A 14,807-nucleotide genomic window follows, 5' to 3' on the forward strand; every position below is an offset into this window, starting at 1 on the left:
AGAAACCGAGTTCTGGCGTTACAGTGAAGTACCCCCCGGGGGTATGTGGACGAATGAAGGAGTGAGCCGGCATGGCCGAGAAGAACCTGGCGACCGAGGCAGCGGCCGAGCACGAGCACCAGCACCAGCACCAGCACCATGACCACGCGTCGCACGACACCCACGCGGGTCATGACGCTCACGCCGGCCATGACGCTCACGCCGGCCATGACGCTCACGCCGACCATGATGCCCACGGCGGCCACGGCGGCCACGCTCATCACGTGGACCGGTTCCGCCGCCTGTTCTGGATCATGCTCGTCATCGCCGTGCCCGTCATCGCGTTCAGCCCGATGTTCGCGATGCTGCTGGGGTACGAGCTTCCGGCGGCATCCGTCGTCGACTGGGTCTCGCCCGTCCTCGGCACCGTCATGTTCGCCTGGGGTGGGTGGCCGTTCCTCTCCGGCGCCGTCTCAGAGCTGAAGAGCCGGCAACCGGGCATGATGCTGCTCATCGCGCTGGCCATCACGGTGGCGTTCGTCGCCTCGCTGGGGGCGAGCCTCGGGGTGCTCGACCATGAGCTCGACTTCTGGTGGGAACTCGCCCTCCTCATCGTGATCATGCTGCTCGGACACTGGATCGAGATGCGCTCGATCGCCCAGGCATCGTCGGCACTCGACGCCCTCGCTGCCCTCCTGCCCGATGAGGCCGAGCGGGTGACGGATGCCGGCTCCGAGCTGGTCTCCCCGTCGCAGCTCGCGCTCGGCGACGTCGTCATCGTGCGTCCTGGTGGTCGAGTGCCTGCCGATGGCGAGGTCACCGAGGGGAGCGCCGATATCGACGAGTCGATGATCACCGGAGAATCGCGGCCGGTGCTCCGCGGCCCTGGCGATCACGTCGTCGCGGGAACCGTCGCGACCGACACGGCGGTCCGCGTGCGCATCAGCGCCGTCGGAGACGACACGGCCCTCGCCGGCATCCAACGTCTGGTGGCCAAGGCCCAGGCGTCGAGCTCGCGGGCGCAGCGCCTCGCCGATCGAGCGGCAGCCTGGCTGTTCTGGTTCGCCCTCGGTTCCGCCCTGATCACTGCCGTGGTGTGGACGGCGCTCGGCTACCCCGATGACGCGGTCGTCCGCACCATCACGGTGCTGGTGATCGCCTGCCCGCACGCCCTGGGTCTGGCCATCCCCCTCGTCGTCTCCATCGCCACCGAGCGCGCGGCGAAGGGCGGCGTGCTCATCACCGACCGTCTGGCTCTCGAGACCATGCGCACTGTCGACGCCGTGCTGTTCGACAAGACCGGCACCCTCACCAAGGGCGAGCCCGTGGTGACGGATGCCGTGGCGGCACCGGGCTTCGACCCCGACACCCTGCTCGCACTCGCAGCAGCCGCCGAGGCCGACTCCGAGCATCCGCTCGCCAGGGCGATCGTGGCGAATGCGGCGTTCCGGGGCCTCGATGCGCTGCCGGCGACGGGCTTCGTCGCCTCGGCGGCCGTCGGCGTGAGCGCGACCGTCGACGGGCACGAGGTGCACGTGGGTGGTCCGGCGCTGCTCGCCCAGCACTCTCTCGATGCCCTCGCCGCGTCGCTCGGCTGGTCGGAGGCCGGAGCCACCGTGCTGCACGTCGTCGTGGACGGGCGCGTCGCCGGCGCCCTCGCGCTGGCCGACGAGGTCAGGCCGGAGTCGCGTGAGGCCGTCGACGCGCTCCACCGTCGCGGCATCCGCGTGGTCATGATCACCGGCGACGCCGAACCCGTCGCCCGCACTGTGGCCGCGAGCCTCGGCATCGACCGCGTCTTCGTCGGCGTGCGCCCGGAGGACAAGGCCGAGAAGGTGCAGGAGCTGCAGGCGGAGGGCCTGCGCGTGGCCATGGTCGGCGATGGCGTGAACGACGCGCCCGCGCTCGCCCAGGCCGACGTCGGCATCGCGATCGGCGCCGGAACCGACGTGGCCATGGCATCGGCTGGCGTGGTCCTGGCCAGCTCCGACCCCCGCTCGGTGCTCTCGGTGATCGAGCTGTCCACGGCGAGCTATCGCAAGATGCAGCAGAACCTCTGGTGGGCTGCCGGCTACAACCTGCTGTCGGTTCCTCTCGCCGCCGGCGTGCTCGCCCCCATCGGCTTCGTGCTTCCGATGTCGGTCGGGGCCATCCTGATGAGCCTGTCGACCGTCATCGTCGCCGCGAACGCCCAGCTGTTGCGCCGACTCGATCTGCGTCCCGAGGTGTCTGTGCGCCGCTGAGGGACGACGCGCCCATCAGCGCTCGAAGTGCGCGGCCTCGTCGGCCGAGAGGGCGTAGTCGATGCGGCGGCGCTGGTCATCCGTCATGCCGACGGAGTCGAGGTCGTCGACGTGCACCCACATCACCTCGGTGTTCTCCCCGTCGTTCGGATGCGGGTCACCCGAGACGTACCGGCAGCGGAATGTCAGGTCGAGGTACACCGACCTGTCGCCGTTCTCGTAGGTGATCGGCTCGAGCACGTGCACCCAGGCGAGGCGCTCGACCTCGATGACGACGTTGGTCTCCTCGAAGGCCTCACGCACGGCCGCGACAGCAGGTTCCTCGCCCGGCTCGATGATGCCGGCGATCGGAGCGATGCGGCCGTTGTCTGCACGGCGGGCGACGAGCACCTCGTCGCCGCGCAGGATCACGGCGGTGACCCCGCTCAACCAGAGCGGGGCGGTGCCGATGGAGCGGCGCAGGTCGAGCACGAAGTCGGGGGTTGGCATGACGTCACCCTACCCAAGCCGTTGGTCGAGTAGCCCGCGACGAAGTCGCAGGACAACCCGTTGGTCGAGTAGCCCGCGACGAAGTCGCTGGCCCACCGCTGGTCGAGTAGCCCGCGACGAAGTCGCAGGACAACCCGTTGGTCGAGTAGCCCGCGACGAAGTCGCAGGACAACCCGTTGGTCGAGTAGCCCGCGACGAAGTCGCAGGCGTATCGAGACCACCCCTCACCCGATCGCTCGGTCGTGAGGGGTGGTCTCGATACGCGTCCTCGCTCCGCTCGGTCGCTCCTCGACCGGCGAGAGTGGTCTACTCGGCGGGCACGGCCTCCGCGGCGCCGGCCTTGGCCGCCTTCTTCTCGGCCCGGCGATCGCGCGCGCCCTCGACCAGGTTGTACAGCGTCGGCAGCACCACGAGGGTGAGCACCGTCGATGACACCAGGCCGCCGATCACGACGATGGCGAGGGGCTGCGAGATGAACCCGCCGTGCCCTGTGAGGCCGATGGCCATGGGCAGCAGCGCGAAGATCGTCGCGAGAGCCGTCATGAGGATCGGGCGCAGACGACGCGAGGCACCGTGCATGACGGCCTCCTCGACGCCCATGCCGCGCCGCCGGTACTGGTTGACCAGGTCGACGAGCACGATGGCGTTCGTCACCACGATTCCGATCAGCATCAGCACGCCGATGAGCGACGCGACACCGAGCGGGATGCCCGAGACGATCTGCAGGATGATCGCGCCCGTGGCCGCGAACGGAACCGAGACGAGCAGTAGCAGAGGCTGACGCAGCGACCGGAACGTGGCCACCATGACGATGTACACGATGAGGATGGCTGCGAGCAGAGCCAGGCCGAGCTGGCTGAACGCGTCGCCCTGGCTGGCGGTGACGCCGCCGATCTCGGCGTTGGCGCCCTGCGGGAGCTCGGTGTCCGTGAGGGCCGTCGTCACCTCGGTGTTGGCCACCGAGAGGTTGTCGGTGCCGGGCGTCGCCGTGATGGTGGCGCTCCGCAGTCCCTTGACCGTGGTGACGGATGCCGGACCCTCGGTGTTCTCCACCGTCGCGAGGGTGTCGAGTGCCACCGGGCCGGCCAGGGTCGGGATCGGCAGGGCCGAGAGCTCGGCGATCGTCGTGGGCGGGTTCTCCGACTGGAGGTAGATGGTCAGCGTCGAGTCGTCGATGGCGATGCTGCCGATCGTGCTCGGCTGCATGGCCTGCGAGACGATGCTTCCGATGGCGACCTCGCTGAGGCCGGCCTGGGCAGCGGCGTCCCGATCGACCGTGACGGCGATGTAGGGCAGCGAGGCGCTGAGGTTCGACGACACCGCCTTGATCGAGTCGAGGTCGCCGAGAGCCGACACGATCTCGTCCGAGGCCTTCTGGAGGTCGTCGCTCGACGAGGCCGTCACGTCGACGAGGATGTCGCTGCCGCCGCCGAAGCCGCTCGATGCCGTCACCGCGATCTCACCCTGATCGGTGATGTCGCCGAGCTGGTCCTCGATGTCGGCCTGCACGGCCGTCGCGTCGGCGTCGGGGTCCGTCGTGATCGAGTAGGTGATACCGCCGGCGCCGCCGGTGAACGCGTCGCGCAGGGCACTGCCGGAGGAACCGATGGTGAGCTGGACGGTCTCGACGCCGTCGGTGTCGAGCAGGGCCTTCTCGACCACTGTCGCCGCGGCATCCTGAGCCGCGAGCGATGTTCCGGGCTCGAGCGTCTGCGTGACGGTCAACGTGTTCTGGCCGGTCGCACCGAGGAAGTTCGTCTTCATGAGCGGCGTGAGCGCGAGCGTGCCGAGGAGAACGAGCACGGCGATGAGGATGGTCGCTACGGAGTGCCTGAGCGTCCAGCGGATGATCGGCAGGTAGCCCTTCTGCAGGCGCGACGGGTGCTCGAGCTCGTCGTAGTCGGCCGAGCCGCCCTCGTCGGCCGGAAGCTCGACGGCCTCGTGCTTGCGAGGCTTCGGCGGGCGCAGGAACCAGTACGCCAGCACCGGCACGATGGTCAGCGACACCAGCAGCGACGACAGCAGGGCGATCGTGATGGTGAGGGCGAAGGGCCGGAACAGCTCGCCCGTCACGTCGCCGACGAAGGCGATCGGCAGGAAGACGGCGACGGTGGTGATGGTCGACGCCGTGATGGCCCCGGCGACCTCCTTCACCGCGCGCAGGATGGTCTCGGCGCGATCGACGCCCGCGACCATCTGCCGTTTGATGTTCTCGATGACCACGATGGAGTCGTCGACGACGCGGCCGATGGCGATGGTGAGGGCGCCGAGCGTGATGATGTTGAGGGTGTAGCCCGTCGCCTGCATGCCGATGAAGGTGATCAGCACGCTCGTCGGGATGGAGATGGCCGTCACGAGGGTCGAGCGGATCGACATCAGGAAGATCAGGATGACGATCACGGCGAAGAAGAGGCCGAGCAGGCCCTCCTCGGTGAGGGACTGGATCGACTGCTCGATGAACGGCGCCTGATCGAAGACCACCGTGATCGTGGCGTTCGAGCCGAGCTTGTCCTCGATCTCGGGGATGAGGGCGTTGACCCCCTTGGAGACGTCGACGGTGTTGGCCGATGGCAGCTTCGTCACGGCGATGGTGAGCGCCGGCTTGCCGTCGACACGCGAGATCGACGTCGTCGGGTCATCGGTCTCGGCGACGGTGGCGACATCCCCGACGGTCTGGATTCCGGATGCGAACGCCGCAGGATCAGTCGGCACGAGGGGCAGCGCCGCGATGGCGTCGACGGAGTCGAGCTTCGCACCGGACTGCACGGTGAGGGTGAGGTCGTCCTCGGTGATGGAACCGGCGGGCAGCAGCACGCCGTTCTGCTTGAGGGCGTCGCTGATGGCCTGGCTGGTGAGCCCGGCCGCCGCGAGCGCGGCGTCGTTCGGCGTGATCGTGACGCGCTGGCCGATGGCCCCGGTCAGCTGGGCGCCGTTGACGCCGTCGACCTCCTCGAGATCGGGCAGGGCGAGCTTGGTGATGTCGGCGGCGAGACTCTTCTCGTCGTCGTCGCTGGTGACGGCGAGCTGCACGATGGGCAGGTCGTCGAAGCTTCCACTGAACACCTGCGGCTCCACGCCGTCCGGCAGGGTTCCCTTGACGCGATTGATGGCCTGGGTGAGCTTCTGCTCCGCCGTCGCGAGGTCGGTGCCATAGGTGAACTGGGCCGTGATCAGCGACTGGTTGGTGTTGCTGACCGCCGTGGTGCTCTCGAGGCCCGCCACACCCTGGATGGCCGACTCGACGGGCGTGCTGACGTCGTTGTTCACGACCTCGGGCGATGCACCGGGGTAGCTGGCCACGATCGCGAGCTGCGGGAACTGGATCGACGGCGCGAGTTCCTGCTTCAGCGTCGTGAGGGTGATGCCACCGAAGATCGCCACCACGACGGTGATGAGCGCGATGAGTGCGCGGTTCTTCATGCTGAGAACGGCAAGGAAGTGCACGGGTGATCCCCTCGGGAACAGGTGTGGATGCCGCGAGCTGCGACGGGAGGTGGTCGGCGGCGACTCACCAGGGTTCAGTATCGCATTGCAGTGACTGCAAAAAGGTCACGGGCAGCTGTGAACCCTGACGCGGATCGAGATCCCTCGACCCGCGCCCCGTCGGCGGAGCAGACTGGAGGCATGGCCCTCCACATCACCGGCGACGACGCCGCAGACGACCTCCTGACCCAGAGCCCGCTCGCGCTCATCATCGGCATGCTGCTCGACCAGCAGGTGCCGATGGAGACGGCTTTCGCCGGTCCAGCCAAGATCCGGGACCGCATCGGCACGCTCGACGCATCGGCCATCGCAGCCCTCCCCGAAGACGAGTTCGTCGAGGTGTTCCGCACGCCGCCGGCCGTGCATCGTTTCCCCGGATCGATGGCCGGCCGCGTCCAGGCCCTGTGCGCCGCCATCGCAGGCGACTGGAGCAACGACGCCGCTCAGCTCTGGACGCGCGGCGATCCCGACGGCGCCGAGGTGTTCCGCCGCCTCAAGGCGCTGCCGGGCTTCGGCGACCAGAAGGCGCACATCTTCGTCGCCCTGCTCGGCAAGCAGTACGGCTTCACCGGGAACGGATGGCGGGAAGCGGCAGGCTCCTACGGGGAAGAGGGCTCGCACCGGTCCGTCGCCGACATCGTCGACGCCGACTCGCTCGCCCAGGTGCGCGAGACGAAGCGTGCCGCGAAGGCCGCCGCCAAGAAGTAGGGGAGCCGGCCGGCTCAGACCACGGCCGCCAGATACGGGGCATCCGGAACCGGATGCGAGCCGAGGGCGGCCCACGACCTGGCGAGCGCCTCGACGGCCCGGTCGGTCTCCTCGGGCGTGTAGCCGATCGGGATGCGCAGGAACCTCTCGAAGGCGCCGTCGATGCCGAAGCGCGGCCCGGCGGCGATGATGAGGCCGTGCGCCCGGGCTCCGAGGGCGAGTTGAGAGCTCACGGGAGTGCCGAGGTTCACCCACGTCGCGAGGCCGCCGTTCACGTGCGGCACGCTCCACTCCGGGAAGGTCTCTGCCAGACGGGCCTCGAGGTGGTCACGGCCGATCCTCAGCTGCTCGCGACGGATCGCGAGCACCTCGTCCATGCGGCGCAGCACCTGCTTCACCACCAGCTGATCGAGGATGGGCGTGCCGAGGTCGTTGTGTGACCTGTTGGCCACGAGCCGACGGATGAGCGGGGCCTCGGCGCGGATCCAGCCGAGCCGCAGGCCGCCCCACACCGTCTTGCCGACGGAACCGATCATCACGGCGTCGCCGTAGGCCGCGAGCGGGAGGTAGGACTGCCGGCGGTCGATGTCCATCTCGGCCGTGGTCTCGTCGGCGACGATGATCGTGCCCTGACGCGAGGCGGCGGCCAGGATCCTCTGGCGTGCCTCGACCGTCATCGATCGGCCGGTCGGATTGTGGAAGTCGGGGATGAGATAGGCCAGAGCAGGATTGCTGAAGCTGATGGCCTGCACGAGGTCGTCGGCCTCGTCGGCGCCGTCGTCGTCCGCACCGTCGCCGAAGGTGCGGGCACCGGATGCCGCATCCCTCTCGGGAGTGATGCCGACGGGGACGAGCCTCGCGCCGGCAGCCCGCAGAGCCTCGTACGAGTGCGGATAGGTCGGCACCTCGATGACGGCACGGTCACCCCGGCTGACGAGGGTCCGCGACAGGAGGGCGATGGCGTGCTGAGCACCGATGGTCACCATGATCTGGTCGGGGCTGGTGGGCAGGCCCCTGTCCGCATAGCGCTGGGCGATCGCCTCGCGCAATGAAGGAATGCCCACGGGGTCGAAGCCGTGGCCGAGGAGGTGAAGGGGGAGTTCATCGACGGCCGCACGCGCGTCGTCGGCCAGACCCGGGATGGCGGGAGTAGTCGCCTGGCTGAAGTCGAGGAAGCCGGCATCGTGGGACGGCGCTGGTGCCTGGCGCGCCCCCGGCAGCCTCGCTGCGCTTCCCGAGCCGCGCACGCTGTCGAGATAGCCGGCCTCACGCAGGTGCCTGTAGGCCGCGGTAACAGTCGTACGACTGACCCCGAGACGCTCCGAGAGCTCGCGCTCGGCCGGGAGCCTGGTGTCGACGGGGATGCGCCCATCGAGCATGAGAAGGCGGATGCGCTCGGACAGAGCCAGATAGGCCGCTGCACCTCCGGAACGCCAGTCCCCGAGCAGGTTCTCCACGGATCGCGCGGTCAGTACCGTCTCAGCCATAAGGCCACTTTAGGTGAATTGGATATTTGATGGAAGGCCAATCATGTAATTGGATTGACCCATGCCCTCGACCGCCGCATCCGCCCCTCTGCTCATGAGCCGCCGCATCGCGCAGCTCCTGGTCGGACTCTTCCTCTACGGAATCGGCATCTCACTCATCGTGCGCGGGCAGATCGGCGCCGCGCCGTGGGACGTGCTCACCCAGGGCATCGCGAAGCACACGGGTCTCACGTTCGGGCTCATCACCATCCTCACCAGCGGCGTCGTGCTGCTGCTCTGGATCCCCCTCCGCCAGCGGCCGGGCGTCGGTACCGTGCTGAACGCCCTGCTCGTCGGGCCGTCCGCCGACATCGGCCTGGCGCTCATCCCCACCGACCTGCCGCTCGTCGCGCGCATCTTCGTGTTCATCGCCGGCCTGCTCGTGCTGGCCGGAGCCACCGGCCTCTACATCGGCGCACACTTCGGCCCCGGCCCTCGTGACGGCCTCATGACCGGCATGCACCGGCGCACGGGCTGGCCCATCTGGATCGTGCGGACGGGCATCGAGGTCGTCGTCGTCGCCATCGGCTGGGCTCTGGGCGGCAATGTCGGCATCGGAACCCTGGCCTTCGCGCTGCTCGTCGGTCCGCTCTGCGGCTGGGCCATCCCCTTCTTCGCCATTCCCCAGGCGACGACGGCAACGGATGCGGCGACCGAGCGCACCCTCGAAGGCGACGCGGTCCCGTCGGAGCCCGTCGTGGACTCCCCCGCGAACTAGCGCCAGCGCTCGCCCACCCACTCACGCGCTTCGACCGCGACTTCGTCGGGCCTCAGCGACCGGGCGTGGCCGGCGACCCCTCAGACCACCCAACGCACCAGGAGGTGCCCCATGTTCGTCGCCATCACAGCTCTCGCCATCCTCGCCCTGTGGGGCGTCGCCGGCACCGTCGTCGCTCTCGCTCGGGACGGCTACAGGCGCGTGCCGACGCGCTGAGGGCAGTTGGGCCCCCACCGCTGGTCGAGTAGCCCTCCAGCGCTGGTCGAGCAGCCCTCACCGCTGGTCGAGTAGGCAGCGAGCGCAGCGAGCAGCCGTATCGAGACCACTCCCAGCGTCGCGCAGACACTGGTGTGATCTCGATACGCGTCCTCGCTGCGCTCGGTCGCTACTCGATCAACGGCGGGGCGCCCCTCCTCGCCGCGCTCGGTCGCTACTCGATCAACGGCGGGCCGTGGGTCAGCTCAGCTGCTCCGCGTAGACCTTCATCGCGTCGCGCACGAAGGTGGCTCCCTGCACTCCGCCGTAGTTCGCCGCGAAGCGCTCGTCGGCCACGTACATCTCGCCGAGGCCGACGAAGTACTCCTTCGTCGGCCGGCCCTGCGCGCTCCCCGGAGTCCCCGGGATGCCGCCGAGCCACTCCGCGTGCCGCTGTGCGAGCGCCTGCGCCTCGTCGCTGTCGGGCGCCACCCCGCGAGAGGCGGCGTCTGCCCAGTCCGCGGCGAGCGCCGACTGACGCTGCTGCCAGTCCTTCTTCTCCGCGGCGCTCATCGAGCGCCACCACGCGTCGCTCTTCGCGTACGCGTCCTTGCCCCAACGGTCCTCGACCTCCTCCTTGTACTCGGTGTGGTCGAATCCGTCGAACATGTTCTCTGCCATCAGTTGTTCACCTCCTTCCATTCCCAGAATCGTGTTCTCGACCGACGCGATCTGTCGCGCCAGCCGGTCCTGTTCGCGTTGCAACCACGTGAGGTGGTTCAGCAGCGCTCGTCCCGAGTCGTGCTCGTTCTCGAGCACCTCGCCGATCGCCGGGAGCCCCAAGCCCAGATCACGGAGCAGCAGGATGCGCTGCAACCGCACGAGCGCCTGCTCGTCGTAGTACCTGTAGCCGTTGCTCCCGACGCGGGTCGCCTCGAGCAGCCCCACCTCGCCGTAGTGCCGGAGTGTCCTGCTCGTGGTGCCCGCGAGCTTGGCGATCTCCTGAATGGACCAGTCCATCAGTCGACCTCCTTTCCTCTCGGCCGATGTTCCCACGGTACAAGTTGACGTTGCGTCAAGGTCAAGCGAGAACTTCGGTGATTGTCTTGCACATCCCAGGAACGCGATATATCGTGTTCCCAGTCCTACTCGCGATATATCGCGACATAGCCTTCCGACATCCGAATTCCGGATGCACCCCCGCACGACACAGCAAGGAGAACACCATGGCGATCGAGAAATGGGTCATCCAGCCCGGCCAGACCAAGGTCATCGACCTGGAGCTCGTCCGCAAGCTCAAGGTCAGCCTCATCGGCGGACGCGTGAACATCATCGGCCACGACGAGCCCAACGCGCGCGTCGAGGTCAGCAGCGTCACGAGCAAGGAACTCACCGTCGAGATCGACGGCGACCGACTCGTGATCGACCACCCCATGGTGCGCTGGGACAACTTCATCGAGGTGTTCAAGGGCTTCCGCGGGCACGCCAAGGCCGAGGTCAGCGTGCTCGTCCCCCGCGATGTCGAACTCAAGCTCGGCGTCGTCACGGCCGACGCCCTCATCGCCGGGCTCACCACCGACGCGCGGCTCAACACCGTCTCCGGTGACGTGGTCGCCGACAACATCACCGGCGATCTCGACCTCAACTCCGTCAGCGGCGAGCTCTCCGTCGGCCACCACAGCGGTCGCATCCGCGCCAACACGGTCTCCGGCGACATCATCGCCAGCGGCGACATCAGCCGCTTCTCCGCCGATGGCGTGTCGGGCAACATCGTCGTCGACGCATCGGGTACACCCTCGTACGTCAACAGCAACACCGTCTCGGGCAATCTCACGCTGCGGCTCATCCGCGGTGACGGCGCCCGCTACCGCATCAACACCGTGAGCGGAAAGGTGCAGCTCGACGACGTCACCGTCAAGGGCACTCTGGGCAAGGGCTTCGAGCGCGTCACCGGCTCCCTCGACGGAGGCGCGTGGCTCGACCTGCAGGCGAACTCCGTCGCAGGCGACGTCTCGATCGTCGGTCGCACTGTGGCGCCGGCCGACTCACCGGCCTCGGCCGATCGGGCCGAGCAGAACGATGGGCAGGCCGCAGAATGACACCGCCGGTCTTCGCCCACGGCAACCTGCGCCTCTACCTGCTCAGCCTCTTGGCGGAGCAGCCCCGCCACGGCTACGAGCTCATCACGGCCCTCAGCGACCGATTCGGCGGCACCTACAGCCCGAGCGCCGGCACCATCTATCCCCGACTCGCGAAGCTCGAGGAGGAGGGGCTGGTGACGAAGTCGACCGATGGCCGCAAGACCGTCTACGAGATCACGGATGCCGGTCGCGCCGAACTCGCCGCCCGGGAGCACGAACTCGCCGGCATCGAGAACGAGGTGACCGACTCCGTGCGACGGCTCGCCGACGAGGTGCGATCCGAGGTCAACTCCGCGATGAAGAGCCTGCGCGCCGACCTCGCGAGCGCCGCCCGCGACGCCAGGCGTTCCGGCACGACGACTCGGGCCAGTGACAGCGTCACGTCGGAGACCAACCGCGCCGTGCGCGATGCCGACGTCGCGATCAACGAGTTCCGGCAGCAGCTGCGCACCGACCTGCGGCTGCAGGCGGCGCGCACCGGAGTGAGCGATGCGAGTGTCACGATGCTCCGTCAGCGTCTCGTCGAGCTGCGCACCGAGTTCCTGGACTCGCTCGCCGCGAAGGACTGACGCCGGTCGGCGGCCCATGGTGTGATGTGCTCATGGCAGACGTGACACTGAAGCCCTGGGCCGCCGACGACATCGAGACGCTGCGACGCAGCAATGCCCCCGAGATGATGACCTACCTCGGAGGTCCCGAGACCGAGGAGAGCCTGCTCGCCCGTCAGGAGCGCTATCTCCGGCTCGGTCGCGACGGTGAGGCCCACATGTTCCGCATCGTCACGCCGGAGCATCCGGAAGGCGTCGGATCGATCGGCTACTGGAACACCGTTCACCACGACATCGCCGTCTATGAGACGGGATGGAGCGTCGAACCGGCGTACCAGGGCCAGGGCATCGGCACTCGGGCCCTCATGGCCGCACTCGAGCATGCCCGGTTCGTCGGCGGCAGGCGCTCGGTGCACGCCTTCCCCCGCATCGACAACGCGGCATCGAACGCGATCTGCGCCAAGGCGGGCATGACCCTCAGCGGTGAGATCGACTTCGAGTATCCGCCCGGGAACCCGATCCGGTGCAACGACTGGATGTTCACCCTCGCGCCACCGCCCGTGATCGGCGGAGGAGAGTAGCGTCACGCGTAAGGGTTCCGTGAGGGAATCGTGTGGAACTTGACAGTGCGCGCCGAATGAGTAGGTTTGTCCCCCGTGGCAAATGACGGGGCATCCACGCCCCCACCAGAACTGAAGTCGCCGAAACACTGGATCATCGGCGACCCGCTCCCCAGCGAACGTCTCGAGGGGCAGCTGCTTCCGAAGCACCTCGCGCTCCCGATCTTCGCGAGCGATCCGCTCTCCTCCGTCGCCTACGCGCCGCAGGAGCTGCTGATGATCCTGCTGCTCGGCGGGCTCTCGTTCCTGACCTTCGCGCCGTGGGTCGCCGCGGCCGTTGTGGTGCTCCTCATCACCGTCGTCCTGTCGTACCGCCAGCTGGTCAAGGCCTACCCGTCCGGTGGCGGCGACTACGAGGTCGCGCACAAGAACCTCGGCGAGAAGGCGGGCCTCGTCGTGGCCTCGGCTCTGCTCGTCGACTACGTCATGACCGTCGTCGTGTCTGTCGCATCCGGAGTCGACAACATCATCTCGGCCCTGCCCTGGCTGGCACCGTTCCGGGTCGAACTGGCCGTCTTCTTCGTGATCGTCCTGGCGGCGGTCAACCTGCGCGGAGTGAGCGAGTCGAGCAAGGCCTTCGCGATCCCCACGTACATCTTCATCGGCAGCGTGTTCGTGATGATCGTCGTGGGCTTGGGCCAGACCATCTTCGGCATCGCTCCGGTCGCCGAATCCGCCTCGTACACGGTTCAGGGCGAGCAGCTCACGCAGGCCGCCATCGTGCTCCTCCTGCTGCGTTCCTTCGCGAGCGGATGCTCCGCCCTCACAGGCGTCGAGGCCATTGCCAACGGTGTACCGGCCTTCCGCCTGCCCAAGGTGAAGAACGCCCAGAGCACTCTCGTGATCATGGGCGGCATCGCCATCACGCTGTTCGTCGGGCTCACGGCTCTGGCACTCATCTCGAACGTGCACTACGCCGAGAACCCGTGTTCGCTCCAGGGCTGGGCCGACTGCGCCACCGAACCGCAACTCTCGCTCATGGCGCAGGTCGCCGGAGCCGTGTTCGGCAACAGCTCCATCATGTTCTTCGTGATCCAGGCTGCCACGGCCCTCGTGCTGCTGCTCGCGGCGAACACGGCGTTCAACGGATTCCCCCTCCTCGGCTCGGTCCTGGCCAAGGACGGCTACGCTCCGAAGTCGCTCTCCACCCGCGGCGACAGGCTCATCTACTCCAACGGCGTGCTGCTGCTCGGCCTCGCGGCCGTGGTCATCCTCGTGGTGTTCCAGGCCAACCTCACCGTGCTCATCCAGCTCTACATCATCGGAGTCTTCGTCTCGTTCACGCTGGGGCAGTCCGGCATGGTGCGCCACTGGCTCCGCGAGCTGAAGACACCGGGGGCACCCCGGGGATCGATCATCAAGAGCCTCACCATCAACGCGCTCGGCGCCGGCATGACCGCCATCGTGCTCGTGGTGGTGACCATCACGAAGTTCGGTCACGGCGCCTGGATCGTGTTCGTCATGATGCCGATCCTGTTCTTCCTCATGATGGGCGTGAACCGCTACTACCGCGACGTCGCGAAGGAGGTCGAGGTCGATCCCACCACGACGTTCGGCGCGACCGGCGACCACGCCATCGTTCTCGTCGGCAAGGTCCAGAAGCCCGTTCTCAAGGCCCTCGACTACGCCATCGCTGCGCGCCACGAGAGCCTCGAAGCCGTGCACGTCTCCATCGACGATGAGGAGACGAAGCAGGTCAAGAAGGACTGGGTGCGCATGAACATCCAGGTTCCGCTGCGCATCATCCAGTCGCCGTACCGCGATCTCAGCTACCCCGTCATCCGTCACGTCAAGGATCGCCGTGCCGAGCACGGATCCGAGGTGACCACCATCTACATGCCGCAGTACATCGTCGGACACTGGTGGGAGTCGTTGCTGCACAACCACAAGGCCCGTCGCATCCGCCAGAAGCTGATGCTCGTGCACGGTGTGACCATTGCGCTCGTGCCGTGGCTGCTCGACTCCTCCGACCTGCTCTACGGCCGCCGCTCGCGCCCACTGCCCGGACAGGACCGCCGCGGCGAGCCCGTCCGCCCCATACCTCGAGCGCCCATGCCGCCGGCGACGATCACGACGACGACGGTCGCTCCCCCCTCCATGGCGCCGGGCGTCTCGCGCCCGGCGGCGTCACGCCGACGCAAGCGCAAGTAGTCTGCA

General features: G+C 68.1%; 11 protein-coding genes. 7 read left to right on the plus strand and 4 right to left on the minus strand.

Going from position 1 to position 14,807, the window contains the following annotated elements; genetic code table 11:
• Window positions 1-71: 71 nt before the first annotated feature.
• The gene (locus tag ASC59_RS11590; protein WP_055822407.1) at window positions 72-2,222 is read left to right on the plus strand and encodes a copper-translocating P-type ATPase; all 2,151 of its coding nucleotides are present in this window, start codon (window positions 72-74) and stop codon (window positions 2,220-2,222) included.
• Window positions 2,223-2,237: 15 nt separating this feature from the next.
• Here the strand turns inward: ASC59_RS11590 and ASC59_RS11595 are convergent, their stop codons facing one another.
• Both ASC59_RS11595 and ASC59_RS11600 read right to left on the minus strand, forming a co-directional pair.
• Window positions 2,238-2,711 carry an NUDIX hydrolase gene (locus ASC59_RS11595; protein ID WP_055822411.1) on the minus strand — a complete coding sequence of 158 codons (474 nt, stop codon included), beginning with the start codon at window positions 2,709-2,711 and terminating at the stop codon, window positions 2,238-2,240.
• Between the two features lie 306 nt (window positions 2,712-3,017).
• Entirely contained in the window at window positions 3,018-6,155 is a 3,138-nt protein-coding gene (locus ASC59_RS11600; RefSeq protein WP_055822414.1) for an efflux RND transporter permease subunit, read from the minus strand.
• 180 nt (window positions 6,156-6,335) lie between these two features.
• Here ASC59_RS11600 and ASC59_RS11605 point away from each other — a divergent pair, with 180 nt between their 5' ends.
• Window positions 6,336-6,902 carry an HhH-GPD-type base excision DNA repair protein gene (locus ASC59_RS11605; protein ID WP_055822417.1) on the plus strand — a complete coding sequence of 189 codons (567 nt, stop codon included), beginning with the start codon at window positions 6,336-6,338 and terminating at the stop codon, window positions 6,900-6,902.
• Between the two features lie 14 nt (window positions 6,903-6,916).
• Here ASC59_RS11605 and yczR read toward each other — a convergent pair whose 3' ends face one another.
• Entirely contained in the window at window positions 6,917-8,389 is a 1,473-nt protein-coding gene (yczR, locus tag ASC59_RS11610) for a MocR-like transcription factor YczR (protein WP_055822420.1), read from the minus strand.
• A 61-nt stretch (window positions 8,390-8,450) separates the two neighbouring features.
• On the opposite strand from yczR, the gene yczE reads away from it, so the two are divergent.
• Complete coding sequence (gene yczE, locus ASC59_RS11615) at window positions 8,451-9,146, plus strand: membrane protein YczE (protein WP_200942364.1); 696 nt, start codon at window positions 8,451-8,453, stop codon at window positions 9,144-9,146.
• 456 nt (window positions 9,147-9,602) lie between these two features.
• Here the strand turns inward: yczE and ASC59_RS11620 are convergent, their stop codons facing one another.
• The gene (locus tag ASC59_RS11620) at window positions 9,603-10,361 is read right to left on the minus strand and encodes a MerR family transcriptional regulator (protein WP_055822423.1); all 759 of its coding nucleotides are present in this window, start codon (window positions 10,359-10,361) and stop codon (window positions 9,603-9,605) included.
• 206 nt (window positions 10,362-10,567) lie between these two features.
• Here ASC59_RS11620 and ASC59_RS11625 point away from each other — a divergent pair, with 206 nt between their 5' ends.
• The 4 genes from ASC59_RS11625 to ASC59_RS11640 all read left to right on the plus strand — a co-directional run bounded on the left by ASC59_RS11625 (window position 10,568) and on the right by ASC59_RS11640 (window position 14,801).
• Window positions 10,568-11,440 (plus strand): DUF4097 family beta strand repeat-containing protein, encoded by an 873-nt coding sequence (locus tag ASC59_RS11625; protein ID WP_082513552.1) that lies wholly within the window; start codon window positions 10,568-10,570, stop codon window positions 11,438-11,440.
• Window positions 11,437-12,051, plus strand: a complete 615-nt coding sequence (locus ASC59_RS11630; RefSeq protein WP_055822426.1) for a PadR family transcriptional regulator — start codon at window positions 11,437-11,439, stop codon at window positions 12,049-12,051. The genes ASC59_RS11625 and ASC59_RS11630 overlap by 4 nt, the downstream gene beginning before the upstream one ends.
• A gap of 32 nt (window positions 12,052-12,083) precedes the next feature.
• Window positions 12,084-12,611: a GNAT family N-acetyltransferase gene (locus ASC59_RS11635; protein WP_055823274.1), complete on the plus strand. Its 528-nt coding sequence runs from the start codon at window positions 12,084-12,086 to the stop codon at window positions 12,609-12,611.
• A gap of 75 nt (window positions 12,612-12,686) precedes the next feature.
• Window positions 12,687-14,801 carry an APC family permease gene (locus ASC59_RS11640; protein WP_442915090.1) on the plus strand — a complete coding sequence of 705 codons (2,115 nt, stop codon included), beginning with the start codon at window positions 12,687-12,689 and terminating at the stop codon, window positions 14,799-14,801.
• Window positions 14,802-14,807 lie beyond the last annotated feature (6 nt).

The organism is Leifsonia sp. Root1293 (assembly GCF_001425325.1).
Lineage (GTDB): Bacteria > Actinomycetota > Actinomycetes > Actinomycetales > Microbacteriaceae > Orlajensenia.